Annotated in this window: 22 protein-coding genes; 10 read left to right on the top strand and 12 right to left on the bottom strand. The window is 59.1% G+C overall.

Annotated features, from left to right (window positions below; translation table 11 throughout):
* Positions 1 to 18: 18 nt before the first annotated feature.
* Positions 19 to 621, top strand: a complete 603-nt coding sequence (locus AC2FNN_RS08780; protein ID WP_496757973.1) for an OmpW/AlkL family protein — start codon at positions 19 to 21, stop codon at positions 619 to 621.
* A 52-nt stretch (positions 622 to 673) separates the two neighbouring features.
* Here the strand turns inward: AC2FNN_RS08780 and AC2FNN_RS08775 are convergent, their stop codons facing one another.
* The 3 genes from AC2FNN_RS08775 to AC2FNN_RS08765 all read right to left on the bottom strand — a co-directional run bounded on the left by AC2FNN_RS08775 (position 674) and on the right by AC2FNN_RS08765 (position 3,903).
* Complete coding sequence (locus AC2FNN_RS08775) at positions 674 to 1,837, bottom strand: isovaleryl-CoA dehydrogenase (RefSeq protein ID WP_496757971.1); 1,164 nt, start codon at positions 1,835 to 1,837, stop codon at positions 674 to 676.
* 164 nt (positions 1,838 to 2,001) lie between these two features.
* Positions 2,002 to 3,192, bottom strand: coding sequence for a DegT/DnrJ/EryC1/StrS family aminotransferase (locus AC2FNN_RS08770; protein ID WP_496757969.1), 1,191 nt, complete (start codon positions 3,190 to 3,192; stop codon positions 2,002 to 2,004).
* 39 nt (positions 3,193 to 3,231) lie between these two features.
* Positions 3,232 to 3,903, bottom strand: a complete 672-nt coding sequence (locus tag AC2FNN_RS08765; RefSeq protein ID WP_496757968.1) for an HAD-IA family hydrolase — start codon at positions 3,901 to 3,903, stop codon at positions 3,232 to 3,234.
* A 134-nt stretch (positions 3,904 to 4,037) separates the two neighbouring features.
* Here AC2FNN_RS08765 and glmU point away from each other — a divergent pair, with 134 nt between their 5' ends.
* Genes glmU through AC2FNN_RS08745 form a run of 4 tightly spaced genes read left to right on the top strand, consistent with a single transcriptional unit; the run spans position 4,038 to position 8,455 of the window.
* Positions 4,038 to 5,390: a bifunctional UDP-N-acetylglucosamine diphosphorylase/glucosamine-1-phosphate N-acetyltransferase GlmU gene (gene glmU / locus AC2FNN_RS08760; protein ID WP_496757967.1), complete on the top strand. Its 1,353-nt coding sequence runs from the start codon at positions 4,038 to 4,040 to the stop codon at positions 5,388 to 5,390.
* Between the two features lie 3 nt (positions 5,391 to 5,393).
* The gene (glmS, locus tag AC2FNN_RS08755) at positions 5,394 to 7,217 is read left to right on the top strand and encodes a glutamine--fructose-6-phosphate transaminase (isomerizing) (RefSeq protein WP_496757965.1); all 1,824 of its coding nucleotides are present in this window, start codon (positions 5,394 to 5,396) and stop codon (positions 7,215 to 7,217) included.
* A 3-nt stretch (positions 7,218 to 7,220) separates the two neighbouring features.
* Positions 7,221 to 7,763, top strand: a complete 543-nt coding sequence (locus AC2FNN_RS08750; protein WP_496757964.1) for a pyridoxamine 5'-phosphate oxidase family protein — start codon at positions 7,221 to 7,223, stop codon at positions 7,761 to 7,763.
* Between the two features lie 5 nt (positions 7,764 to 7,768).
* Complete coding sequence (locus AC2FNN_RS08745) at positions 7,769 to 8,455, top strand: DNA alkylation repair protein (protein ID WP_496757962.1); 687 nt, start codon at positions 7,769 to 7,771, stop codon at positions 8,453 to 8,455.
* Here the strand turns inward: AC2FNN_RS08745 and AC2FNN_RS08740 are convergent.
* Complete coding sequence (locus AC2FNN_RS08740; protein ID WP_496757961.1) at positions 8,443 to 8,874, bottom strand: hypothetical protein; 432 nt, start codon at positions 8,872 to 8,874, stop codon at positions 8,443 to 8,445. The two genes, AC2FNN_RS08745 and AC2FNN_RS08740, sit on opposite strands and share 13 nt — an antisense overlap.
* Positions 8,875 to 8,964: 90 nt before the next feature.
* On the opposite strand from AC2FNN_RS08740, the gene moaA reads away from it, so the two are divergent.
* Together moaA and AC2FNN_RS08730 are read left to right on the top strand one after the other, a co-directional pair.
* Positions 8,965 to 9,972 (top strand): GTP 3',8-cyclase MoaA, encoded by a 1,008-nt coding sequence (gene moaA / locus AC2FNN_RS08735; RefSeq protein ID WP_171231291.1) that lies wholly within the window; start codon positions 8,965 to 8,967, stop codon positions 9,970 to 9,972.
* A 1-nt stretch (position 9,973) separates the two neighbouring features.
* Positions 9,974 to 11,272, top strand: coding sequence for a 3-deoxy-D-manno-octulosonic acid transferase (locus AC2FNN_RS08730; protein ID WP_496757959.1), 1,299 nt, complete (start codon positions 9,974 to 9,976; stop codon positions 11,270 to 11,272).
* Positions 11,273 to 11,343: 71 nt separating this feature from the next.
* Here AC2FNN_RS08730 and AC2FNN_RS08725 read toward each other — a convergent pair whose 3' ends face one another.
* Genes AC2FNN_RS08725 through AC2FNN_RS08705 form a run of 5 tightly spaced genes read right to left on the bottom strand, consistent with a single transcriptional unit; the run spans position 11,344 to position 17,912 of the window.
* Positions 11,344 to 12,507, bottom strand: a complete 1,164-nt coding sequence (locus tag AC2FNN_RS08725) for a M20 aminoacylase family protein (protein ID WP_496757957.1) — start codon at positions 12,505 to 12,507, stop codon at positions 11,344 to 11,346.
* 23 nt (positions 12,508 to 12,530) lie between these two features.
* The gene (locus AC2FNN_RS08720) at positions 12,531 to 13,694 is read right to left on the bottom strand and encodes a M20 aminoacylase family protein (protein ID WP_496757956.1); all 1,164 of its coding nucleotides are present in this window, start codon (positions 13,692 to 13,694) and stop codon (positions 12,531 to 12,533) included.
* Positions 13,695 to 13,709: 15 nt separating this feature from the next.
* Complete coding sequence (locus AC2FNN_RS08715) at positions 13,710 to 14,876, bottom strand: M20 aminoacylase family protein (RefSeq protein ID WP_496757955.1); 1,167 nt, start codon at positions 14,874 to 14,876, stop codon at positions 13,710 to 13,712.
* A 40-nt stretch (positions 14,877 to 14,916) separates the two neighbouring features.
* Positions 14,917 to 16,086, bottom strand: a complete 1,170-nt coding sequence (argE, locus tag AC2FNN_RS08710) for an acetylornithine deacetylase (protein ID WP_496757953.1) — start codon at positions 16,084 to 16,086, stop codon at positions 14,917 to 14,919.
* A gap of 5 nt (positions 16,087 to 16,091) precedes the next feature.
* Positions 16,092 to 17,912 carry an ABC transporter ATP-binding protein gene (locus tag AC2FNN_RS08705; RefSeq protein ID WP_496757951.1) on the bottom strand — a complete coding sequence of 607 codons (1,821 nt, stop codon included), beginning with the start codon at positions 17,910 to 17,912 and terminating at the stop codon, positions 16,092 to 16,094.
* 285 nt (positions 17,913 to 18,197) lie between these two features.
* Here AC2FNN_RS08705 and AC2FNN_RS08700 point away from each other — a divergent pair, with 285 nt between their 5' ends.
* From AC2FNN_RS08700 to AC2FNN_RS08690, 3 genes are all read left to right on the top strand, one after another.
* A complete protein-coding gene (locus tag AC2FNN_RS08700; protein WP_496757949.1) occupies positions 18,198 to 19,904 on the top strand; it encodes a peptide ABC transporter substrate-binding protein in 1,707 nt (568 codons plus the stop codon).
* A gap of 94 nt (positions 19,905 to 19,998) precedes the next feature.
* On the top strand, positions 19,999 to 21,006 hold the full coding sequence (locus AC2FNN_RS08695; protein ID WP_171114986.1) for an ABC transporter permease: 1,008 nt from the start codon (positions 19,999 to 20,001) through the stop codon (positions 21,004 to 21,006).
* On the top strand, positions 20,999 to 21,979 hold the full coding sequence (locus tag AC2FNN_RS08690; RefSeq protein ID WP_496757946.1) for an ABC transporter permease: 981 nt from the start codon (positions 20,999 to 21,001) through the stop codon (positions 21,977 to 21,979). The genes AC2FNN_RS08695 and AC2FNN_RS08690 overlap by 8 nt, the downstream gene beginning before the upstream one ends.
* A 7-nt stretch (positions 21,980 to 21,986) precedes the next feature.
* Here the strand turns inward: AC2FNN_RS08690 and AC2FNN_RS08685 are convergent, their stop codons facing one another.
* The 3 genes from AC2FNN_RS08685 to AC2FNN_RS08675 form a co-directional block, all read right to left on the bottom strand.
* Positions 21,987 to 23,123 (bottom strand): MFS transporter, encoded by a 1,137-nt coding sequence (locus AC2FNN_RS08685; protein ID WP_496757945.1) that lies wholly within the window; start codon positions 23,121 to 23,123, stop codon positions 21,987 to 21,989.
* A gap of 68 nt (positions 23,124 to 23,191) precedes the next feature.
* Positions 23,192 to 24,469, bottom strand: a complete 1,278-nt coding sequence (locus tag AC2FNN_RS08680) for a DUF3422 family protein (protein WP_496757944.1) — start codon at positions 24,467 to 24,469, stop codon at positions 23,192 to 23,194.
* Between the two features lie 107 nt (positions 24,470 to 24,576).
* Positions 24,577 to 24,933 (bottom strand): VOC family protein, encoded by a 357-nt coding sequence (locus tag AC2FNN_RS08675; RefSeq protein WP_171639134.1) that lies wholly within the window; start codon positions 24,931 to 24,933, stop codon positions 24,577 to 24,579.
* Positions 24,934 to 25,047 lie beyond the last annotated feature (114 nt).

The raw sequence follows: 25,047 nt of genomic DNA, 5'->3' as shown, positions 1-25,047 counted from the left end.
ATAACCAAAGGCAAGAATATGACAAAGAAACTCGCCGCTTTGACACTGTCTACCGCACTGGTCGCCCTGGCGGCTCCGGCTTTGGCCCAATCGCAAGGGGACTGGACGCTGGGTATCGGTGTTGGCTATCTGGACCCGAAATCCGACAACGGCACGCTGGCCGGTGCGGCAGCTAAGATCGACGCGGACACCCGCCCGATTTTCACCGCAGAGTACTTTATTCGCGACAATCTGGGTATCGAGCTTCTGGCTGCGACCCCGTTCAAACACACCGTGGCCCTTGGCGGTACGGACGCGGCCACGGTCAAGCACCTGCCGCCCACCCTGTCGCTGAACTATCACTTCCCGACCAACAGCGCCTGGAAACCCTATGTCGGCGCCGGTCTCAACTACACGATCTTCTTCGACGAGCAATCGCCCCTGGGCAACATCAAGGTCGATGACTCCTTCGGCGTCTCGTTGCAGGCCGGTCTGGATTACATGGTCACCGACAACGGGGCGATCCGCCTGAACGTGCGCTGGTTCGACATTGACTCGGACGTCTCGCTCAACGGCGCCCCCATCGGCACCGCAGAAATAGATCCCTGGCTGGTCGGTGTTTCCTACGTCCATCGGTTCTGATCCCGTTTCCTAAGCGCCCTGCGGTTACCTCGTCCGCAGGGCGTTTTTTCTGTCAGAGCATTTCATTCATCATTTCGCGGCCGATCAGCATCCGGCGAATCTCGCTGGTGCCTGCGCCGATTTCCATCAGCTTGGCATCCCGGAAAATCCGGCTGACCGGCGCATCCGAAAGGAAGCCCGCCCCGCCCAGCGCCTGAACCGCCTGGTGCGCCTGAACCATCGCCTGTTCCGACGCGTAAAGGCAGCACGCTGCCGCATCCTGCCGTGTCACGTCACCGCGGTCACACGCCTTGGCGACTTCATAGACATAGGCCCGCGCCGAGTTCATCGCGGTGTACATGTCGGCAATCTTGCCCTGCATCAACTGAAAGCTGCCGATGGGTTTGCCGAACTGCTTGCGCTCGGCCAGATAAGGCATCACTTCGTCCAGACAGGCGGCCATGATGCCGGTCCCGATGCCTGCCAGCACGACCCGTTCATAATCCAGCCCCGACATGAGCACGGCAACACCCTTGCCCTCTTCGCCCAACACGTTCTCGAACGGAACCTCGACGTCTTCAAAGATCAGCTCAGCCGTGTTCGATCCGCGCATACCCAGCTTGTCGAAATGGGGCGAGGTTGAAAAACCCTTCATCTCTTTTTCGATCAGAAATGCGGTAATACCCTTCGATCCGGCATCGGGGTCCGTCTTGGCATAAACCACCAGAGTATCCGCATCCGGGCCGTTGGTGATCCAGTATTTGTTGCCGTTCAGACGGTAATGATCGTTCCGCTTTTCCGCACGCAGCTTCATCGACACCACATCCGACCCGGCAGAAGGTTCCGACATGGCCAGCGCCCCCACATGCTCGCCCGAGATCAGCCGCGGCAGGTACTTTTGCTTCTGTTCTTCATTGCCGTTCAGCTTGATCTGGTTCACACACAGGTTGGAATGCGCCCCATAAGACAGCGAAACCGAAGCCGAGGCGCGCGCGACCTCTTCGACAGCAATTGTATGCGCCAGATAAGACATGCCTGCACCGCCGTATTCTTCAGGCACGGTGACACCCAAAAGACCAAGCTCGCCCATTTCTTTCCACAGTTCATTCGGAAAGCTGTTCTTGGCATCAATCTCAGCCGCCATCGGTTTCACGCGCTCCTGCGCCCACCGATGCACCATCTCGCGCAGGGCGTTCACATCCTCACCCAGATCAAACTTCATCGTGGCCATGAACATCAGTGTCCTCCCTCCGCATTAATGAACAAGTGTTCAATAAATCTCTAGCAGCGAATCTGTCTCCGGTCAATCTTTGTAACAGCGTGTCCGAAACGGAAAACGCCGCCCCATAAAGGGCGGCGTTTCAAAAGATCGAGCGTGCGCCGCAGGCGCACTCCGCTTAGTCAAGACTGATAAACCGCGCTCACTTCAGCCCGGATGATCCGGGCGATCAATCGACAATCCTCCAGGGAAAACGTCAAAGGCACGCGCATATCCATAACGCCGGCCAGAACGCGGTCACTTTCCGGCATCCGCTCGCTATCGAAATACCGCCAACTGTCATAGCGCGACGTGAAACCTGTCGGCTCGGCACCGCCGAACCACTTCAGCTCAACCCCGCGCGCGGCGCAACGGCTGATGACTTCGGCTATCCGTTCAGGCGCCCAATCCAGCAACAGGAACTGAATCGAAGATCCGACATAGGTTTCCTCTTCGGGCCGTTCGACGATCGTCAAACCCGGCGTACCCCGCAACCCGGTTTCGATCTCGCGATAACGTTCGTTCCACCGGGCCACCTGCCGGTCCAGATCCCGCAGTTGCGGGCGCAGGATCGCCGCGCGCAAATTGTCCATCCGGCCCGAGACGTTGGGCGTGGTGTATTTGATCCGCTCGAACACGTCCGGCCCCGGCGCTGCCAGATGGCGTTCGTACAACATGTAGGACCCCGACAACATCGTGGCCTTGGCCGCCAGTTCCTCGTCATCGGTGACCAGCAAGCCCCCTTCGCCCGAATTGACATGCTTGTAGGTCTGACAGGAATAACACCCGATCGCGCCCTGCCGTCCTGACAACTGACCGCGCCAAGCCGCGCCCATCGTGTGTGCGCAATCCTCGATCACGATCACCCCGGCCGCGTCACACATCTGCATCAGCCGGTCCATATCACACAGATGCCCGCGCATATGGCTGAGCATCAGAACGCGCGCTTGATCCAGCTTGCCCTCAAGATCATCCAGATCAATGGTCAGGTCTTCCGTCACTCCGACAAAAATTGCCCGCCCGCCGACCGAGGCAATCGACCCCGGAACCGGTGCCAGCGTAAACGCATTGGTCAAAACCGGGTCGCCGGGCTGCACGCCAACCGCACGCAGGGCCGTGGCCAGAGCGTAGCCACCAGACGAAACCGCCAGACAATATTTGGCCCCCATCTGCGCGGCAAATTCCTGCTCCAGCAGGGCCGTTTCCCCCAGCTCTCCGGGGACGACATTGTAACGATGCAGACGCCCATGGCGCAGAACGGCCAGTGCCGCTTCGATTGCATCTTCCGGAAGGGGTTCCTGCTGCGTAAAGCTGCCAGAGAATACGTCGGTCATGGTCTTGTTCTGAGGCTCCGAAAGGGTCCGGTCAAGGTTTCAGGCTGCCGCACCGATCAGATCAGGCACGAGGCCGGGCAAGTCGTCAAAATGATGCAGAAGGGCTTCGGGTTCCAGTGCCGCCATGTCATCCCCCGATGGCCCGAAGGTAACCAGCACCGAAGGAACGCCCGCCGCTCTGGCGGTATTGCGGTCGGTATCCGAGTCTCCGACCAGCACGCACAAGTCCGGATCGCCCCCGGCACGGCGCGCGGCTTCACGCAACGGCGCCGGGTCCGGTTTGCGGACCGGCAGCGTATCGGCCCCGACCAAAGATGCAAAACGGTCCCGCACCCCCATGCGTGTCAGCAACAAATCGGCCAGATGTTCCGGTTTGTTCGTGCAAATGCCCACACCGTAACCCGCATCACTCAGCATCTCGACCGCCTGTAGCGCACCGGGGTAGAAACTGGTGTGGGTGTCGATGTCCTGCGCGTAAGCCTCAAGAAGAACCGGATAATAGGCCTGCACCGTATCCTCGTCATAGGCCCCGACACGTTTCAGCCCGTGGGTCAGCATCATGCGTCCACCTCGCAGCGCCACACCGGAATCCGGCCCGTGGATCAGTACATCCCCGTGCCCCATCTTGCGGAAACAATGGTTCGCGGCCGCCAGCAAATCGCCGGATGTATCCGCCAAAGTGCCGTCCAGATCGAAGATGACGGTGCGCATTTCGCCCCCTTGCTCGGCAGGTTTTCGCCGTGTCCTGTTTCAATCGGCAATCTTGTTTGATGGCCGAACGGCTTGCGCCTTTGACCTCAGCGGATAAAACGGACGGCAACAAAACACAAAGAGAAAACGAATTCATGACCACTGCCCTTGTCATCCTTGCCGCCGGAAAAGGCACCAGGATGAATTCGGACCTTCCCAAAGTTCTGCATCCCATCGCTCAGGTTCCGATGCTGATCCATGCGATGCGCGCCGGATCTGTCCTGTCGCCCGAACATACTGTGATCGTCACCGGCCACGGGTCCGAAGCTGTGGCAAAGGTTGCACGGGCCGAGGATGAAGCGGCGCAGATCGCTGTGCAGGAAGACCAGTTGGGTACGGCCCATGCGGTCGCCCAGGCCCGAAGCGCATTGAGCGGCTTCGAAGGTGATGTGGTTGTTCTTTACGGCGACACCCCGTTCTTGCAGCCCGACACGCTGGAGAGGATGATCGAGGCACGGTCCGGGAATGATCTTGTCATTCTTGGCTTTGAAGCAGCCGACCCTGCCCGTTATGGCCGGCTGGTCATGAATGGCGACGTGCTGGAACGCATTGTCGAGTTCAAAGATGCATCAGATGAGGAACGATCCATAACATTCTGCAATTCAGGGCTTTTGGCCTGCAATGCGCAGCTTCTGTTTTCGTTGATCGACGAGGTCGGAAACGACAACGCTTCGGGCGAATACTATCTGACCGACGTGGTTGAAAATGCGCGCCGCCGTGGGCTGAACGTGACCGCAGTCGCCTGCGACGAGGCGCAGACGCTGGGCGTGAACTCTCGCGCCGATCTGGCGGCCGCCGATGCCGTATTTCAAAACCGCGCCCGCGCCGAGCTTCTTGACCTGGGTGTCACGTTGATGGCGCCTGATACGGTGTTTCTGGCCGCGGATACGGTGGTCGGGCGCGATACGGTGATCGAACCGAATGTGGTGTTCGGACCGGGCGTCACGGTCGAAAGCGGCGCAACGATCCGGGCCTTTTCGCATCTTGAGGGCTGCCATGTCAGCCGGGGCGCGGTCGTCGGCCCCTACGCTCGCCTGCGCCCCGGTGCCGAGCTTGCCGAAAACACGCGGGTCGGCAATTTTGTCGAGATCAAGAATGCCGAAATCGCCGAAGGCGCGAAGGTCAATCACCTCAGCTATATTGGGGACGCTTCCGTTGGCGCTGCGACCAACATCGGAGCGGGGACAATCACCTGCAACTATGACGGCGTGATGAAGCACAAGACCACGATTGGTGAGAATGTCTTTATCGGCTCGAACACCATGCTGGTGGCGCCGGTCACTGTAGGCGACGGCGCGATGACCGCGACGGGCACTGTCGTGACCAGGGATGTAGACCCCGAGGCATTGGCCGTTGCCCGCGCCAAGCAGGAAAACAAGCCCGGATATGCGCGTAAATTGTTTGATATGTTGAAGGCGAAAAAGGCTCGCCGCGATAAAAAGGCCTGAGATATGTGTGGAATAGTAGGTGTTTTGGGGCAGCACGAGGCCGCCCCCATTCTGGTAGAAGCCCTGAAACGGCTGGAATATCGCGGCTATGACAGCGCCGGGATTGCAACCGTCAACGACGGCGCATTGGGCCGGCGGCGCGCGGTTGGCAAGCTGGTCAACCTCAGCGACCTATTGGTGCATGATCCTCTTCCCGGAAAATCCGGCATAGGCCATACCCGCTGGGCCACGCATGGCGCCCCGTCGGTCAACAATGCGCATCCGCACCAGGCGGGTCCGGTGGCCGTCGTTCACAACGGCATCGTCGAAAACTATCGCGACCTGAGGGCCGAGCTGGCCGAACATGGTGTTGATTTCCAAACCGAAACCGACACGGAAACGGTCGCCCTCATGACGGAACACCACCTGAACTCGGGCCTGTCCCCGGTTGAGGCCGCGTTCAAGACGATCGACCAGTTGGAAGGCGCCTTTGCGCTGGCCTTTCTGTTCGACGGAGAGGACGACCTGATCGTGGCGGCCCGCAAGGGATCACCACTGGCCATCGGTCACGGGGATGGCGAGATGTATGTGGGCTCCGATGCCATTGCCCTGGCCCCGCTGACCAATCAGATCACGTACCTGGAAGAAGGCGACCGCGCGGTTCTGACCCGAACGTCGCTTGAAATCCGCAACGAAGCCGGTGAGCTGGCCAACCGGGAAAAGCGCAAGATCAAGCTGGATCACACGCGCGCGGACAAGGGCGAGCACAAGCATTTCATGGCCAAGGAAATCGCTGAACAGCCCATTGTTGTGGCGGAAGCGATCCGGTCCTACCTGCCCACGGGCGGTGACCGTGTGGCACTGCCCGATGCCGATCTGGATTTCAGCAAGCTGGAACGTCTGACCATGGTGGCCTGCGGCACCGCGTTTTACGCCTGCCTGACCGCGAAATACTGGTTCGAGCAACTGGCCAAGATGCCGGTCGAGGTCGATATCGCCAGCGAGTTCCGCTATCGCGAACCTCCGATCACGGATCGAACACTGGCGCTTTTCGTCAGCCAGTCGGGCGAAACCGCCGACACGCTGGCCGCGCTGCGGTATTGTGAGGGCAAGGCAGACAAGATCGTTTCGGTCGTCAATGTCCCCGAAAGTTCGATTGCTCGCGAAAGCGATATCGCCTTGCCGATCCATGCAGGTGTCGAAATCGGAGTGGCTTCGACCAAAGCCTTCACCTGCCAATTGAGCGTACTGCTGATGCTGGCGCTCAAGGCCGCGGCAGACCGGGGTACGATGACGGATGAGGACATCGCCGATCATGCCGCCGCGCTGCGCGGGTTGCCGACCGTGTTGAACACCGCACTCGATCAGAACCGGGCGATCCGCAAGGCGGCCCAACGCCTGTCCGAGGCGCGCGACGTCCTGTTTCTGGGCCGAGGCCTGATGTATCCGCTGGCAATGGAAGGCGCACTGAAACTGAAGGAAATCAGCTATATCCACGCCGAAGGTTATGCATCGGGCGAGTTGAAACACGGCCCCATCGCCCTGATCGACAAACATATGCCCGTGGTTGTCATGGCACCCCGTGACACCGTGTTCGACAAGACCGTGTCGAACATGCAGGAGGTAATGGCGCGCAAGGGCAAAGTGATCCTTGTGTCTGATGATGATGGAATTGACGAGGCCGGCGACGGTGTTTGGAGCACCATCCGCATGCCGCATATTCACACCAGCCTTGCGCCGATCCTGTATTCGGTTCCTGCGCAATTGCTGGCCTATCACACGGCGGTTGCCAAGGGCACGGATGTGGATCAGCCGCGCAATCTGGCCAAGTCGGTCACGGTGGAGTGAATTATGGCCAAGCAGTTTCCGCAGCTTGATGAGGCACATCAAAAGTTCATCGAAGATCAGCATATGTTCTTCGTCGGAACCGCCGGGGCCGAAGGTCGGGTCAATATTTCCCCCAAGGGAATGGATTCGCTGCGGGTACTGGGGCCGAACCGCATCGTCTGGATGAACCTGACCGGCAGTGGCAATGAAACGGCGGGGCATCTATTGCAGGTCAACAGGATGACGCTGATGTGGTGTTCCTTCACCACACGTCCGATGATCCTGCGCACCTACGGCACGGCACGTTGCCTGCATGTCGGGGATGATGGATGGGACGACCTTGCCGGCCTATTCCCAAATCACCGAAGCGCACGGCAGATCTATGACCAGTCGATCGACATGGTACAGACCTCTTGCGGCTATGCCGTGCCTTTCATGGAATTCCAATCCGACCGCGATACGATGCAGAAATGGGTGGATGGAAAATCAGACGAGGACATCCGCTCGTATTGGGTGGAAAGGAACAGCCATACGATTGATGGAAAGCCAACCGGCGTACCGACGTGAGCCCGATGCTGAGTGGATATCTCGATCAGATCAAAGCGCATGGCGACCCGGATCGGGCAACCCAGATGGCCAGTTACCACAAGGCGGATCGCATCTATCTGGGCGTCGCGAACCCGGTTCTCAACGACCTGACCAAGGCGTGGCGGAAAGAACTGGACGTACCGGCGCGGGTCGCATTGGCGGACGGGCTATGGCAAAGCAACATCCACGAAGGGCGACTTGCCGCATCCAAGCTTTTGACTCAGGCACGCATCCGACCGGATGCGGCGGTTTGGAATTTGCTTCAAAGCTGGCTGCCGGATTTCGATGCCTGGGCCGTTGCGGACCACGCGTGCATGGCGATGCAAAAACGGCTTTCAGCAGATCCCGGACGGTTGGACGAGGTTGAACTGTGGACCCGGTCCGATCACATGTGGACCCGGCGCGCGGCCTTGGTCGCAACCCTGCCCTGGACCAAACAGAACCACCCCAAGCCTGACGATCTGCACCGCCGTGACCGCATCCTTGGCTGGGCTGCGGGATATGTTTCGGACCGCGACTGGTTCATCCAGAAATCCATCGCCTGGTGGCTGCGCGAACTGTCCAAACATGACCCGGAACGCGTGATCGCCTTTCTGAAACAGCACGGTGACGCCATGAAGCCGTTTGCCCGCCGCGAAGCAGGCAAATACCTGAAAAATCAGTTCACATAGACCTCAAGCTCGACAAGTTCGTCGAAGGGCACCAACAGGGCCCTCATGGCGTCCAGTGACAAGCGGCTGCCGCCGCTGTCCGGACCGGAAACCGGGACCAACGTGATATAGGCCTGCGCCCCGGTCCGTGGCACGACGACACGCGCGGTAACTTCGCTGTCCACCAGCGGCGTCTGCATCCAGCGCCCCGGAGTGGTCGGATCCCCAAGCCCGGCGATGGTGGTTTTCGCCCCAACCCAGTTCGGGCGCGCGGAAACCGGTTCGGGTTGCAACACCTCTTCGGCAACGGCGGTGCCCGTTTCCGTGTCAGGCACCGTCTGGGCGGGCGCGTCGCCCCCGCCGAACACTCGGTCAGTCGTTGACTGCACGGCGTCGCATCCAGCCGTCATTGCGCATGTCAAAACAAGTATTTTCTTCATGCCGGAAACCTACAACCCTGCGCCCACCTGTTCCAGCGCAAAGCGCAGTTCGCACTTGTCGCGGCCCTGTTCCAGCTTTACCTATATGGCATGACAGCTCCGCTAATCGACCCGTTTGCCCGCGCCATCACGTATCTCCGCGTCTCCGTCACGGATCGCTGCGACTTCCGCTGCGTGTACTGCATGTCCGAGAACATGACCTTTCTGCCCAAGAAAGACCTGCTGACATTGGAGGAACTGGACCGGATGTGTTCGACCTTCGTCAGAATGGGGGTCGAAAAGCTGCGCATTACGGGTGGTGAGCCTTTGGTGCGTCGCAACATCATGACGTTCTTCAATTCGATGACACGTCATCTGGACAGCGGTGCATTGAAGGAGTTGACGCTGACAACCAACGGTTCGCAACTGCACCGATTTTCCGAAGACCTGTATGCGGCCGGTGTGCGTCGGGTGAATGTCTCGCTGGACACTCTGGATGATGACAAGTTTGCCAAGGTGACGCGCTGGGGTCGCCTGAAACAGGTTTTGAACGGAATCGACGCCGCGCAAAAAGCTGGCCTGCGAATCAAGATAAACGCCGTTGCCCTGAAAGGGTTCAACGAGCCCGAACTTCCTAAAATCACGGAATGGTGCGCCCAGCGGGATATGGATCTGACCTGGATTGAAGTCATGCCAATGGGTGATATCGGCAACGAAGACCGCCTGGATCAGTACTGGTCGCTCAAGGACGTCCGGAAAGAATACGAAAACCACTATTCGGTCACCGATCTGGCCGAACGCAGCGGCGGCCCGGCCCGTTACGTGCGGCTCGAGGAAACCGGCCAGAAAATCGGCTTCATAACGCCGCTGTCGCACAATTTCTGTGAAAGCTGCAACAGGGTCCGCCTGACCTGCACGGGCGAGCTTTACATGTGCCTGGGTCAGGAAGACATGGCCGACCTGCGCGGCGCCCTGCGCGATCATCCCGATACCGAACAGCCACTTGAAGACGCGATCCGATCAGCCATCAATCTCAAGCCCAAAGGGCATGACTTCGACTATTCCCGCCAAGCCGTCGATGGCCGGATGAGCCGTCACATGAGCCATACAGGCGGCTGATATGCCGGATCACGACGGCCGCCCCACGGCGTTGTACCATGTGTACTGCGCCCTCACGTCTCTGGCCGCGCCTCTGATATGGCGGGTCGTTCGGAACAAGCTGCGGGCCGCAAACGTATCTGATAAGCGGCAACAAGAACGCCTTGGCCATGCCAGCCTGCCCCGACCAAATGGGCGTTTGATCTGGTTCCACGCCGCCAGCGTCGGCGAAAGCCTTTCGGTCCTCAGCCTGATCAAACGGCTGGCAGACCGCCTGCCCGAGGCCGAGTTTCTGATCACCTCGGGCACCCCGACCTCAGCGGCTCTGATCGAAAAACGCCTACCGCCCCGCACACGGCATCAATTCCCGCCGCTGGACACGGCAGGCCCGGTCCGGCGCTTTCTGAACCATTGGCAACCAGAGGGCGGAGTTTTCGTCGAAAGTGAGATTTGGCCGCGTTTGATCATCGAAAGCGCCAGACACGGCGTTCCGCTGGCCCTTCTGAATGCACGACTGTCGGACAAGTCCGTTGCCGGTTGGAAAAAACGCCCTAAAACAGCGCGGTTCGTGTTGAACAAGTTCAACCTGTTCCTGACGCAGAACGACAAAACCGCAGCCAACCTGACAGCCATCGGCGCCCCTGCGGGCCGCGTCCGGCCCGGCACCAATCTCAAGGCCATGTCAGACCCTCTTCCCGTAGATCACGGCACGCTGGATGACATCGGTTCTCAGATTTCCGGCAGACCTGTGTGGATCGCCAGTTCAACCCATGCCGGTGAAGAGGAAATCGTTCTGGCCGCGCATAAGTTACTTCAGGAACGCTGGCCCGATCTGCTGCTGCTGCTGATCCCCCGCCACCCAGAGCGCCGCGGCGATATCGCCAAACTACTGGACGCCTCCGGTCTCAACGCCGCGTTTCGATCAGAAAATTCCCCGATCAAAACCGAAACCCAAGTATATGTTGCTGATACATTGGGTGAGACCGGCACATGGTACGCTGTGTCTCCCATCGTGTTCCTGGGCGGTTCCCTGAAAAACATCGGCGGCCACAACCCTTTCGAACCGGCCCAGGCCGGAGCCGCCGTGATAACCGGCCCCGGATACTTCAATTTTGCTGAAACATTCGCACCGTTGATCAAAACCGGTGGCGCCATCGAGGTTCGAACCGAAACAGATCTCTCTGCGGCGGTCCAACATTGGCTTTCAGACGATCAAGCCCTGACACAGGCCCGCAGCGCCGCCCAATCCTGTGTCAAGACGCAAAGCAACGCACTGGACTCCGTCGTGGAAACGCTGTGCTGTTCGCTCGACCTGACGTGAGCGGGCGGGATCCCTCTTCATCTGGCCAAAAATATCCCGGGGGTGTGGGGGCAGAGCCCCCACCCGCCCCATCAGGCCGCCGGCATCCGCTGCTCGACGATCTCTGCCCACCAGCTGCACCCGGCGGGAATCGCCTCATCGTTGAAGTTGTATTCCGGATGGTGAACCATGGCCGTATCGCCGTTGCCTACTAGAATATAGGCGCCAGGGCGCTCCTCCAGCATGAAGGCAAAATCCTCGCCGCCCATGACCAAAGGCGCATCCTCGCAATCACCGGAAACCGACCGGGCAACAGCTGCGGCAAACTCTGTCTGCTCTTCACTGTTCACCATCACCGGGTACCCGCGGATGTAGGTCACATTTGCGGTGCCTCCGAACGTCGCCGCCACACCGTTGCAGATCTCATTGATCCGCTTTTCTGCCAGATCCCGCATATCCTTGCTCATGGTGCGCACGGTACCTTTGATCTGAACAGTCTGCGGGATCACGTTGAACGCTTTCGACGAGGTCTCGAACGACGTCACCGACACCACGACCTGATCGATCGGATCGGCATTGCGCGAGGAAATGGTCTGAAGCGCCAACACCGCCTGGGCGGCCAGAACCGTGGTATCTACTGTTTCATGCGGCTTGGCCGCATGACCGCCGCGCCCTTCGAAAGTGATGTCGAACTGATCGGTTGCGGCAAAGAAAGAACCGGGGCGGATGGCAAACTTGCCCACAGGTTGTCCCGGCCAATTGTGCATGCCGTAGACTTCCTGAATATTCCAGCGGTCCATCATGCCATCTTTACACATTTCACGACCACCGCCGCCGCCCTCTTCGGCAGGCTGGAAGATCACAACAACCGTGCCATCGAAATTTCGGGTTTCAGACAGGTACTTCGCCGCACCCAAAAGCATCGCCGTGTGGCCATCGTGGCCGCAGGCATGCATGGCGCCCGGCGTTTTCGAGGCATAGTCCAACCCCGTCGCCTCATGGATGGGCAGCGCATCCATATCTGCGCGCAGACCGATCACCTTTCCCTTGCTGTCCGACTTGCCTTTGATCACCCCCACGACACCGGTACGTCCGATACCGGTCACCACCTCATCGCAGCCGAACTCCTTCAGCTTCTCGGCCACCTTCGCGCTGGTGCGGTGGGTCTCAAACAGGATCTCTGGATTTTCGTGCAGATCCCGTCGCCATTCCGTGATTTCTTTCTGCAATTCGGCAAAGCGGTTTTTGACTGGCATGTCTTTATCTCTCCTAATTCAGTTCAAGCCGCCGGCATTCGGCGCTCGACCATTTCTGCGAACCACGAACATCCGATCGGGATGATCTCGTCGTTGAAGTCGTATTCAGGGTGATGCAACCCGGCGCTGTCACCGTTGCCCAGAACGATGAAGGCTCCGGGCCGTTCCTCCAGCATGAACGAGAAATCCTCGCCCCCCATCACCATCGGCGCCTCGATGCAGCTGCCCCCGACCGAGACTGCGGCTTCGGCCGCATATCCCGTCTGGGTTTCGGCATTGATCGTCACCGGAACGCCGCGCGAGTACTTGACGTTCACGGAACCACCGAATGTTGCTGCAATCCCTTCGGCGACCTCTTTGAGGCGCTGTTCGATCAGATCACGCATCTGGTTGGAGTGGGTCCGGACAGTGCCGCGTATCTGCGCCGATTGCGGGATCACGTTGAACGCTTTCGACGACGACTCGACGGACGTCACCGACAGCACGGCTTGCAGGATCGGATCGGCATTGCGCGACACGATCGTCTGCAATGCCACGATCAGTTGCGACAGCATCACCGTCGTATCGACCGTCTCATGGGGTTTTGCGGCGTGACCGCCGCGCCCTTCAAGATGAATATCAAATTCGTCCGCCGCGGCCAGCAAAGGGCCCGAACGGATCGCGAACTGCCCGGTCGGCAGGCCCGGTACGTTGTGCATCGCATAGACTTCCTGAATGCCGAACCGGTCCATCAGACCGTCCTTGCACATGGCCTCGGCGCCATTCCCGCCCTCTTCGGCGGGCTGAAAGATCACGATTGCAGTGCCGTCGAAATTGCGCGTCTCAGAGAGATACTTTGCCGCCCCCAAAACCATGGCGGTATGCCCGTCATGCCCGCAGGCATGCATCGCGCCTGAAGTCTTCGAGGCATAGTCCAGCCCGGTCTGTTCCTGCATCGGCAGGGCATCCATGTCGGCGCGCAGGCCAATCACACGGCCCTGCGTATCGCTCTTTCCCCGAATGACCCCGACCACGCCGGTGCGACCGATGCCTGTAACGACCTCGTCACAGCCGAATTCCTTCAGCTTTTCCGCCACCAGCGCGCTGGTGCGGTGCGTGTCGTACAGAATTTCCGGGTGTTGATGAATGTCACGCCGCCAGCCTGTGATCTCTTCGTGCATCTCTGCGAGGCGGTTCTTGATCGGCATGTCACTCTCCCTCAATTATGCCACGGGCAATCGTCGTTCCACGATCTCGGCAAACCAACTGCAACCGGCGGGAATCGCATTGTCGTCAAAATTGTATTCCGGGTGATGGCACATGGCCGTGTCCCCGTTCCCGATAAAGATGTAAGCTCCGGGCCGTTCTTCAAGCATGTAGGCAAAATCTTCCGACGGCATGATCGGATCAGTGCTGTCATTGACCTTGCCCGCCACGGCCTCGGCCGCCTCGGCAGCATACGACGTCTCAGCCTCGGAGTTGACCGTTACCGGATAGCCGGGCGTCCAGACGACATCCGCCTTTGCGCCGAAGGCCGAGGCCGTATTCTCGGCGATCCTGCGCACGCGCTCTTCTGCAATTGTGCGGTATTCGGGGTCGAGTGTCCGTACGGTCCCCTGCAAGCGGACAGTATGCGCGATCACGTTTGACGCGACACTGTCCGTTTCAAACGTACCCACGGTCAGCACCACGCGTTTGATCGGATCGACGGTGCGCGCCACGACGGATTGCAACGAGACGACGATATGCGAGGCCACCAGCGTGGTGTCTATCGCATCATGCGGTGCAGCGGCGTGTCCGCCCTTGCCGGTGATCGTAATTTCGAATTCATCAGATGAGGCCAGCAAGGCGCCGGGTCGGATCGCGAATTCGCCCACCGGCAACCCCGGCATATTGTGCATGCCATAGACCTCATCAATGCCCCAGCGATCCATCAGGCCGTCCTGACACATGGCCAGACCACCTGCGCCACCTTCTTCGGCGGGCTGAAAAATCAGAACAACGGTGCCATCGAAGTTTCGGGTTTCAGCCAGGTACTGGGCGGCCCCAAGCAGCATCGAGGTATGCCCGTCATGCCCGCAGGCGTGCATCTTGCCCTTTACGGTCGAGGCATAGTCCAACCCCGTCGCTTCTTCGATCGGCAATGCATCCATGTCAGCGCGCAATCCAATCACGCGCCCGGTCGTATCCTGCCTTCCCCGGATCACAGCCACGACACCCGTCCTGCCAATTCCCGGCGTGATCTCATCCACACCAAATTCCTTTAGACGCTCGACTACGAAAGCAGCCGTTTCATGCACGTCATACATCAGTTCAGGATGTGCGTGCAGGTGTCGCCGCCACTTGGTAATATCGCCGTGCATCTCTGCAAGTCTGTTTTTGACAGGCATCTCAAGACCCTCCCCTGAACCACTGAGGCCACGTTGAATGTTACGCCGCGCTCAGCTTTTCAACCAATCGCTGCATGAACCTGTGCCCAGCTTCGAACTGCGCGATCGATATGAACTCGTTTGGCTGATGAGCCTGCGCGATATCGCCGGGGCCGCAAATCACGGCTGAATACCCGGCCGCCTGAAACTGCCCTGCCTCGGTCCCATAGCTGACGACGTGGCTTGCGTTGTCCCCGGTCAGGGCCCGCACCAAAGCTTCGGCTTCTCCGTCCTGTTCGGGCACCAGCCCCGGGATCGCGAAATGTTCAGTCAGTTCGATACGCGCATCGGGGTGAACGGCCTGCATCCGTGTTTCGACCTGGCGGACCTGTTCGATATAGGCATCGCGCCATTCAGCCTGCGTTTCGTCCGGCACCGTGCGGAAATCCATCATGAAAGTGCAGTCTTTGGCGGTGATATTGTGGGCTGTCCCACCTTCAATCATGCCGACATGACAGGTTGTCCACGGCGGGTCAAATACGGCCGCGATTTCGCTCGGCTCAGCAGCCATGCTTTCGGCATTTCTGTGACTTGCCCATTCGATCAAAGGCGCTGCCGCCATGATCGCGTTCACGCCAGTGTGCATGATCGAGCTGTGGACTTCGAACCCGACGATATGTGTATCAATGCCGAACCCGCCCTTGTGCCCCGTCACCGCCTGCATCATCGACGGCTCACCCACTATCACTGCCGATCCCTTGGGCAGAACCTGTTGCATAGCTTCAATCATGGGCGGCGCACCGGTGCATCCGACCTCTTCGTCAAAGCTGAGCGCCAGCTGAAGCGGCCGGCTGATATTGGCATAGTGTGCTTCGACCAGAGCCCAGATGGCCAGGGCGTCAAACCCCTTCATGTCGCAGGTGCCGCGACCGAAGTATCTGCCGTCTTTCTCGGTCACCGTGAAAGGATCAGTGTCCCACGGCTGACCGTCCACCGGCACGACATCCGTGTGGCCAGACAAAACCACCGCGCCTTCTTCCTGTGGACCAACATGCGCAAAGATCGCGGCCTTGTGCGGTTGGTCCGGATCTGGCCAGCGGTGGCTTTCGATTCCGTGGCCCTGCAAGTAGTCCTGAACCCAATCCACCAGCGGCAGATTGGTGTCACGGCTTACGGTCGGAAATGAGATCAGCTGTGTCATGATCTCAAGCGGGGTCAGGCGTTTCGCCATTGGGGTCAATACCCGCTGTCCGTGGTCAGGATGAAGTGCCCTGCCTCAACCTCTTGATATTGCGAAGGTTCCGGCGTGTAGTTGGTGGGGTGAATAGGAGAAGGGATCGGTTTGAAATTCAGATCCTTTTCCGATTTCCGCTTGTTCGGGTCCGCGATCGGAACCGCCTTCATCAGAGCCTGTGTATAGGGATGCTGCGGGTTCTCGAACACCCGCGCCCGGGGCCCGAGTTCGACAATGCGGCCCAGATACATGACCCCGACATAGTGGCTGACCCGTTCGACCACGGCCATGTCGTGACTGATGAACAGGTATGACAGGCCCAGCTCGGACTGCAATTCCATCATCAGGTTCAAAACCTGCGCCTGCACCGACACGTCAAGGGCCGAGACCGCCTCATCCGCGATAATCAGCTTGGGGTTCAGGGCCAATGCGCGGGCAATTGCAATCCGTTGACGCTGACCGCCCGACATTTCGTGCGGGAAACGACGCATGAAGCTGCGCGGCAATTGCACCTTGTCGAACAATTGTGCCACGCGGTCCTGCAACTCGGACCCCGACGCCACGCCATAGTTGCGCATCGGCTCGGCCACCTGGTCGACCAGCTGCATCTGCGGGTTCAACGAGGCGAACGGGTCCTGGAAAATCATCTGCATGTCCAGCCGCGCCTTGCGCAAACCAGACGGATCAAGCTTCATGATATCGACACCGTCCAGATCAATCTCGCCCGCCAACGGCTCAACCAGCCGCAGAATCGAACGCCCTGCCGAAGACTTGCCGCAACCGGATTCCCCGACAAGACTGAGCGTTTGACCTTTGTTCAGAGTAAACGAGACATCTTCGACCGCATGAACGTTCGAGATTGTGCGTCGCAAAAGCCCGCCCTTGACCGGGAACCGTGTTGTCAGGTTCTTCACGGTCAGCAGAACCTCTTCCGTACCCGGAATTGGCGCAATATTCTGCCCTTCGACCCCCAGCAGCTTCATCGGCTCGGGCGCAGATTTACCCTGCATCTCGCCCAGTTTCGGCACCGCAGCCAGCAATGCTTTGGTATAATCGTGCTGCGGGTTTTCAAAGATTTCCTTGACCGTGCCTTCTTCGACCTTGTTGCCGCGGAACATCACCACCACGCGGTCAGCCATCTGGGCAACCACGGCCATGTCGTGGGTGATGAACATCACCGCAGTTCCGGTTTCCCGCTTGAGGCGGTCCATCAAGGCCAGGATCTCGGCCTGAATGGTCACATCCAGCGCCGTGGTGGGTTCGTCGGCGATCAACAGGCGCGGTTCACAGGCCATCGCCATCGCAATCACAACGCGTTGGCGCATCCCGCCCGACAACTCGTGAGGGTATTGTTTCAGACGGCGCTCGGGCTCTGGGATACGGACCTGACGCAGCAATTCCAGCGCCCGTTTCTCGGCCTGCGCCTTCGTCATGTCCTTGTGGATGCGCAGACCTTCGGTCAACTGGCGGCCCACGGTGAAAACGGGGTTCAGCGCGGTCATCGGCTCTTGAAAGATCATCCCGATCTCGTTGCCGCGAATCTGTTTCATCAGATCCTGATCGGCCTTGGCCAGGTTCATTTTTTCGCCATCGCGACGATCAAACAGCAGTTCGCCGCCCGCGATTTCGCCGCCACCAAACTCGACCAGACGCATCAAAGACAAAGATGAAACCGACTTCCCCGAGCCCGATTCGCCAACGATACAAACGGTTTCGCCTGGTTTGACCTCGAACGAGACGTCCTCAACACCAACAACGGGACCGTCCTTTGTCTGAAACTCCACCCGCAGTTTTTTGATTTGAGCAATAGGCTGATCCAGCACGTGCGCGCTCCCTTGACGAGGTTATTCTTGTTCTGAGTGCCGAACGCTACGGCGGGCCACCGGGAAAAGTCAAACCCATTACACATTTTCGCGACGGCACCACTTGCATTTTTCTCAAGTTCTGTTTCGATACCCAACGTAACCGCCTTGGGGAAGCAGCGCCGACGGAATCCGTTAGCGCTATTATTGTGAATGATCAAAACCTTACCCCGAAGCGGCAACGCCAAACCCGCAGGCCTTGCGGAGATAATCGAGACACGAACGTGTCCAATTCGGGAGTGACTTATGAAAATCAAAACCCTTTTGCTTGGTGCGATCGCAAGCACGGCAATGGCCCCGATGGCCTTTGCCGAGCGCGGTTCGGACGGCAATGTCAGCATCATCTATTGGCAGGCTCCGTCGATCCTGAACCCGTTCCTGTCCGGCGGTACGAAAGACGTGGAATCAGCATCGCTGGTGATCGAGCCTCTTGCCCGCTACGACCAGGACGGCAACATGGTGCCATTTCTGGCGTCTGAAATCCCGACCGTGGAAAATGGCGGTGTCAGCGAAGACCTGACGTCGATCACATGGAAAATCGCGCCGGGAATCACATGGTCGGACGGCTCTCCGTTCACCGCTGCTGACGTGAAGTTCACCGCTGATTACTGCATGCACCCGGAAGGTGGCTGCGCACAGGTCACCAAGTTCGAAGGCGTCACCTCGGTCGAAGCTGTTGATGACCTGACCGTCAAGGTCACTTTCGACGCACCGACCCCCTTCCCCTATGGCCCGTTCGTCGGCGGTGAAAGCCCGATCCTGCAAAAGGCCCAGTTCGAAAACTGCATGGGCGCCAAGGCCCCCGAATGTACAGAACAGAACTTCAACCCGATCGGCACCGGTCCCTTTGTCGTCACCGAGTTCAAGCCGAACGACGTGATCACCTTCAAGGCCAACGACAACTATCGTGATCCGGCAAAACCTGCCTTTGCGACCGTGACCTTCAAAGGCGGCGGTGACGCGACGGCTGCTGGTCGTGCCGTCATGGAAACCGGTGAGTTTGACTATGCCTGGAACCTGCAACTGGCTCCGGAAGTGATCGCTCAGATGCAGGAAGGTGGCAAAGGTACGCCGGTTGCAGGCTTCGGCCCGCTGGTCGAGCGCATCATGCTGAACCAGACCAACCCGTCGCCCGAGCTGCCTGAAGGCGAGCGTTCGACAGCCAAGCATCCGCATCCGTTCCTGACGGATCCGGCGGTCTACAAAGCGATGTCGCTGGCGATCGACCGCCCGCTGCTGGTCGAAATCGGTTACGGTCAGGCTGGTAAAGTCACCTGTAACTGGGTTCCGGCCCCTGCTGCGTTCAACTCGACCTCGATGACCTGTGACACGCAGGATATCGAAGGCGCGAAGAAACTCCTGGATGATGCAGGCATCGTTGATTCCGATGGCGACGGCGTTCGCGAGAAGGACGGCGTTCCGCTGAAAATTGTCTACCAGACCTCGACCAACGCTGTTCGTCAGGACTTCCAGGCGCTGATCAAGGAATGGTGGAGCCAGATTGGTATCGAATCCGAGCTGCGCAACATCAACGCATCGGTCTTCTTTGGTGGTGACCCGGGTTCGCCGGACACGTTCCAGAAGTTCTATGCCGACGTTGAAATGTACGCCAACACCTTCAACGGCACCGACCCGCAGTCCTATCTGGGCAACGGCCTGTGCGACAAAGCTCCGCGTCCTGACTCCCAGTGGCAGGGTGAGAACATCAGCCGCTTCTGCAACGAAGAGTTCGACAAGCTGCACGCTCAGTTGGCCGAAACCGCTGGTCTGGAAGCGCGTGCGGAAATCGCCAAGCAGCTGAATGACATCATGGTTCAGAATGGTGGTATGATCCCGCTAGTTCACCGTGGTCGTCTGTCGGCACATGCAAACACCCTGGGTGGCGTTGTCCTGAACGTTTGGGACAGCGAGCTGTGGAACATTGCGGACTGGTACCGCAAGACCGGTTCCTAAGCACTGACCTTGCAAAACCGCGCCCCGATCGTTATCGGGGCGCGGTCAATTGCATCCCACCCCAACAAGAAGACGCATATAAAGGCGCCTCTTAATGCTTAATTTCACAATCAGACGACTGGTGCTGGCCGTTCCAACGCTGCTGTTCATCAGCCTCGTCATCTTCCTGCTTCTCGAGCTCGCACCCGGCGATCCGATGGCGCAGGTTCCGCTCACCGTTCCCCCCGAAGTCAAGGAAAAGATGCGCGAGGCGCTTGGCCTTGGCCAGCCGATGCATATCCGGTTCTGGAAATGGATCGTGCAATTCTTCTGGATCGAACCGCAGGTTCTGATCGACCACATCTTCGGCACCAGTTTTTCCGCAGGCGACCTGCGCGTGATATCCTGGCAGACCCGCTCGCCCGTTATGGACATCGTCGTTCAGCGCATCCCGCAGACCCTATGGGTTGTCGGCACCGCCTATGTGGTCGCCATCCTGATCGCCCTGCCCATCGGCATCTATTCGGCTTATCGCCAGTATTCCTGGTTCGACCAGATGGGCACCTTTGTATCGATGGTCGGCTTCTCGGTCCCTCCGTTCTTCTCGGGCGTTCTGGTGATCGTGATCTTCTCGGTCCAGCTGGGCTGGTTCCCGTCGATCTATGACACGACCCATGTGGTCAACAGCTGGGACAGCTTTGTTGTTCAGCTGAAACAGATGATCATGCCCGTCATGGTGCTGGCGTTGCAGATCACTGCGCAGCTCAGCCGCTTCATGCGCGCCTCAATGCTGGATAACCTCAACCAGGATTACGTCCGCACCGCCCGCGCCAAGGGGCTCAGCGAATACACCGTGGTCATGGTCCACGTCCTGCGCAACTCGATGATCCCTGTGGTCACGGTCATTGCACTGGGTATTCCGGCCATCTTCGGCGGCGCCATCATCACCGAACAGGTGTTCAAGGTGAATGGTATCGGTCAATTGCTGATCGGGGCCATTCAGGCCAACGACCTGCCGATGGTGCAAACCCTGACCTTCATCTTCGCCGTGCTGATCGTGTTGTTCAACCTGATCGCCGACGTCCTGTATGGCATTCTGGACCCGAGGATTCGCTATGACTGATCACGACAAATCAGACACGCTGATCCCCGACGAAGGTCTGGCCCCCGCATCCACCGCACTGCCAACCGCTGATGTGATGGAGGAGCTCACGACCCCGCCGCGCAGCCAATGGCGCGACGTGTGGGATCAGTTCAAGACGCACAAGGGCGCCATGGTGGGGGCAGTGCTGTTCTTCCTGATCGTGGCAGGCGTCTATCTGGGCCCCTATCTCTGGAGCATCGATCCAACGCAGATCGATATCCGGGCCCGCAATCAGGGGCCAAGCTGGGCGCATCCCTTCGGCACCGACCAACTGGGCCGGGATATTCTGGCGCGCATGATGTCGGGCGGTCAAACCTCGGTATCGGTGGGCATTACCGCAATGCTGCTGGCACTGTTCCTGGGATCGTTCATCGGCGTTCTGGCCGGGTTCTTCAAACGGCTGGATGGACCGCTTATGCGTCTGACAGACCTGTTTCTGGCCCTGCCCCTGCTGCCCTTGCTGCTGGTCATGATGCTGCTGTTCCGCGAGCCCCTGTCGGCCGCGTTCGGGCTGGAGCGCGGGATCTTCATCCTGATCGTCTGCGCCATCGGCATCACTTCGTGGATGCCTACGGCGCGGATCGTGCGCGGTGATGTGCTGGCCATCAAGGAGCGCGAATTCGTTCTGGCGGCCCGCTCCATCGGCACCAGCAACAGCCAGATCATCACGCGGCACATTCTGCCGAACGTTCTGTCACCAATCATGGTGTCGGCAACGCTGGGGATTGCGACGGCGATCATTACCGAAAGCGCGCTGTCCTTCCTGGGCCTGGGCTTTCCGCCCGACTTCCCGACATGGGGACGCCTGCTGTTCGACGGAGTCGATTACCTACAGCAATACCCCGAGCGTGTATTCTGGCCTGGTCTGGCAATCTCGCTGACCGTCCTGAGCGTCAACTATCTGGGTGACGGTCTGCGCGATGCGCTGGATCCCCGCATTCGCGGACGCTGAAACAAGTTCAGTCGGCGCGCCTCAGCGCGCCGGCCAACAGCACGATCAGAACGGCCAATGGCAACAGCACAGCGAACGCCAGACGCAGGCCGAACACTTCCGCCAAAAAGCCGATCAACGGCGGACCGATCAACAGCCCCCCATACCCCAATGTCGCAACGCTTGCGATGGCTTGCCCCGGCGGCACATTCGGATCGCTGGCCGCCCGGCTGAATGCCAGCGGCATAATCACGGCATAGCCTATTCCCATCAAGGCAAAGCCAGCCAGCACGGGCAGGATCGTTGCTGTTGAAACCACCGTGAAAACCCCAAACGCCGCGCAAATACCACCGAACCGCGCGGAAACGACCGGACCGAACCGGGTGATGACAAGCGCGCCTGCAAGTCGAAACGCCACCATGGTCACTGAAAACACCGCATAGCCCAAGGCAGCGACGCTTTCGGACGCCCCCGTGATGTCACGCAGATATATCGCGCTCCAGTCCGCGACGGCCCCTTCGCCCAACGCTCCGCACAAGGCGGCTATGCCAACCAATATCAACGCCCCGGATGGCAAAGCGAAGACCGTACTCTGAGGCCCTTTGGATTGGCGCGAGGTCCAGCTTACCCAGGATGACGCAAGCGCAAGGCCAACAACCACGCCACCCGCCAATAAGAAGTGCACAAGAACCGTCAGCCCCATCTGAACCGCGGCATAACCGCTGAGCGCGCCAAGACCGGCGCCAAGGCTCCACATTGCGTGGAACGAGGACATAACAGGTTTGTCATATGCCTGCTCTACCTCGGCGGCCCATGCATTCATCGCAACATCCATCGACCCGTGGAAGGCGCCAAAGACAAACAGGAACACAGCCAGCCCCCCAAGCCCATCAGCCAGAGCAAGCAAGATCAGCGACGCCGTGTACAGAACCGCAATGATCCGGGTGATTGCAACAGCGCCGAAACGATCCGTAAGCCGCCCGGTTATCGGGAAAGAACAGACAGCCCCCGCAGCCATGAACAACAGGCCGTATCCGAGCGCCTCATGGGACAGTTCCAAGCGGTCACGTATGGCGGGAATGCGCGACGCCCAGATTCCGAACAGGGCACCATTCAGAATGAACATGGCGGCGACAGCGCGCCATGCTGCAACTATGCTTGCCATCCCATGCCCTCGCTCTGCTTGCCCAATGCCCCTGTTCTACAGGTCAGAAAAAACTTGGCAATTGCTGCTCAACCGAGCCGTTTGCGAATGCGTCTCACCGAGTACCACACCGCGACGACAACCGGGATCGTTACCGCCGCCGTCAGCATACCCTTGCTGATGCCAGAGGCCGTCAGCGGATACAAAAGATAACTGACCAGCGAAACCGCGTAATAGCTGATGGCAACCACGGAAAGCCCCTCGACCGTGTGTTGCAAGCGCAGTGCCAGATCGGCCCGACGGTCCATGCTTTCCAGCAACGCCTGATTTTGCGCGCTGCGTTCCACATCCACTCTTGTCCGCAGCAACTCACCGGCGCGGATCGCCCGGTCCGACAAGGCCTGAAGGCGGCGTTCCGTGGATTTCACGGTGCGAATTGCAGGGTCATATCGGCGCATCATGAAATCGGCGAAATTCTGACCACCCTCGAAACGTTCTTCTCGCAAAACTTCGATCCGCTGGTTGACGATGGCCTCATACGCCCCGGTGGCTCCGAACCGGAAAGAACACCGGGCCGACAGTGTTTCGAGCTCGATCGACGTTGCCAGCAAATCCTGCAACAGCGCGTCAGGCTGCGCCGAGTTGCCGGTCATCTGCCCCATCAATCGGGTGAGTTGCCCATCCAGCTCTCCGATACGCGGCATCAACTGCTTGACGCGCGCAAAACCCAGCATCGACATCGCCTTATACGTTTCAATTTCGCAAAGACGCTGGATAATGCGTCCCGTCCGGCGCCGTCCGGTGCCCTCGGCCACGAACAAGGCAAAGCGCATGTGACCTGCCGGATCGATCCGAAAATCACTGGCGCAAACCGCTGCATCGTCCAATACCCTGGACACGGCCAGGCTTTCCGGCTCGAACCAATCCAGCAGTTTCGATTTCACCACGTCGTCACTTTCGCGTTCAACCACGCGCACCAGGACCGACGTTACCCTTTGACCCGGACTGGCCATCAGCCAATCGGGCGGAAAGACCTCAAAGTCAGCCGGGTCAAAGGCGCGTTCACTCACATTCTGAGCGATCGCTGTATAGGTCACGAATTCGGTATGCTGCTCCCACTTCAACCAGTGGCGTCCAATCTGGCCCGCGTAATGCGTGGCGTCCGGCCGAGGGTGCTGCGCACCGTGGCGATCCAGCAGGTCGATCAAATGAGCCAAATCCTCACGTCGATCACGCGCCACGGCGGCCTCGGGCTTTTTGATCGCAAGAAAAACCACCGTACAGGGCATTGACGCGACCGGGAACGGTCGAGCATGCAGTTCGTTGGCCAGCGCATAGCGAAGGGGATGGTCATCTATCGGTTTCATGTGTGGCTCCGCCTCGTCTCGCGCACTATACGGCACAAAAAAGATACATCAATTCTCTTTTTATTTCATATACTTACATGGATACTACAGTATACAACCCTGCTATCTCATTGATTTGGCTGCCACAGCTCGATGGGGTTGCCTTCGGGATCATGGATGCGGGCAAATTTTCCAACTTCGCTGTCCCAGTCAGGATTGGTTTCCACCGTGATTCCAGCCTGCTCAAGCTGCGCCGTCAGCGCGCCCAGATCATCGACACGAAAATTGATCATCCACTGCTGATCGGCCCGTCCGAAATATTCGGTGTCCTCCGCGAATGGTGCAAAGACCGTATAGCCTTCACGCTGCTTCCAGGGCACGGGGTCATAATGATTGACGCCCAGATGCTTCTCATACCAGGCGCTCAGCGCTTTTGGGTCGCGGGCGCGAAAGAACACACCGCCAATACCGTTCACCTTCTCCATCTTCGACCTCCTGCCATCTTTGCCGCCACCCCAGGCTACCACACTCCGCCTGCTTCATCTGGCTGGAAATATCCTGGGGGTTTGGGGGCAACGCCCCCATACACACTCAAAAAG

Source organism: Ruegeria sp. BHSA118, from assembly GCF_059613405.1.
This window is presented reverse-complemented; position numbering and strand designations above follow the sequence as displayed.

Excerpts from the sequence above, each read along its gene's own strand:
- AC2FNN_RS08780 (WP_496757973.1), top strand. The coding sequence starts at position 19 with ATGACAAAGAAACTCGCCGCTTTGACACTGTCTACCGCACTGGTCGCC.
- AC2FNN_RS08775 (WP_496757971.1), bottom strand. The coding sequence starts at position 1,837 with ATGTTCATGGCCACGATGAAGTTTGATCTGGGTGAGGATGTGAACGCC.
- AC2FNN_RS08770 (WP_496757969.1), bottom strand. The coding sequence starts at position 3,192 with ATGACCGACGTATTCTCTGGCAGCTTTACGCAGCAGGAACCCCTTCCG.
- AC2FNN_RS08765 (WP_496757968.1), bottom strand. The coding sequence starts at position 3,903 with ATGCGCACCGTCATCTTCGATCTGGACGGCACTTTGGCGGATACATCC.
- glmU (WP_496757967.1), top strand. The coding sequence starts at position 4,038 with ATGACCACTGCCCTTGTCATCCTTGCCGCCGGAAAAGGCACCAGGATG.
- glmS (WP_496757965.1), top strand. The coding sequence starts at position 5,394 with ATGTGTGGAATAGTAGGTGTTTTGGGGCAGCACGAGGCCGCCCCCATT.
- AC2FNN_RS08750 (WP_496757964.1), top strand. The coding sequence starts at position 7,221 with ATGGCCAAGCAGTTTCCGCAGCTTGATGAGGCACATCAAAAGTTCATC.
- AC2FNN_RS08745 (WP_496757962.1), top strand. The coding sequence starts at position 7,769 with ATGCTGAGTGGATATCTCGATCAGATCAAAGCGCATGGCGACCCGGAT.
- AC2FNN_RS08740 (WP_496757961.1), bottom strand. The coding sequence starts at position 8,874 with ATGAAGAAAATACTTGTTTTGACATGCGCAATGACGGCTGGATGCGAC.
- moaA (WP_171231291.1), top strand. The coding sequence starts at position 8,965 with ATGACAGCTCCGCTAATCGACCCGTTTGCCCGCGCCATCACGTATCTC.
- AC2FNN_RS08730 (WP_496757959.1), top strand. The coding sequence starts at position 9,974 with ATGCCGGATCACGACGGCCGCCCCACGGCGTTGTACCATGTGTACTGC.
- AC2FNN_RS08725 (WP_496757957.1), bottom strand. The coding sequence starts at position 12,507 with ATGCCAGTCAAAAACCGCTTTGCCGAATTGCAGAAAGAAATCACGGAA.
- AC2FNN_RS08720 (WP_496757956.1), bottom strand. The coding sequence starts at position 13,694 with ATGCCGATCAAGAACCGCCTCGCAGAGATGCACGAAGAGATCACAGGC.
- AC2FNN_RS08715 (WP_496757955.1), bottom strand. The coding sequence starts at position 14,876 with ATGCCTGTCAAAAACAGACTTGCAGAGATGCACGGCGATATTACCAAG.
- argE (WP_496757953.1), bottom strand. The coding sequence starts at position 16,086 with ATGGCGAAACGCCTGACCCCGCTTGAGATCATGACACAGCTGATCTCA.
- AC2FNN_RS08700 (WP_496757949.1), top strand. The coding sequence starts at position 18,198 with ATGAAAATCAAAACCCTTTTGCTTGGTGCGATCGCAAGCACGGCAATG.
- AC2FNN_RS08695 (WP_171114986.1), top strand. The coding sequence starts at position 19,999 with ATGCTTAATTTCACAATCAGACGACTGGTGCTGGCCGTTCCAACGCTG.
- AC2FNN_RS08690 (WP_496757946.1), top strand. The coding sequence starts at position 20,999 with ATGACTGATCACGACAAATCAGACACGCTGATCCCCGACGAAGGTCTG.
- AC2FNN_RS08685 (WP_496757945.1), bottom strand. The coding sequence starts at position 23,123 with ATGGCAAGCATAGTTGCAGCATGGCGCGCTGTCGCCGCCATGTTCATT.
- AC2FNN_RS08680 (WP_496757944.1), bottom strand. The coding sequence starts at position 24,469 with ATGAAACCGATAGATGACCATCCCCTTCGCTATGCGCTGGCCAACGAA.
- AC2FNN_RS08675 (WP_171639134.1), bottom strand. The coding sequence starts at position 24,933 with ATGGAGAAGGTGAACGGTATTGGCGGTGTGTTCTTTCGCGCCCGCGAC.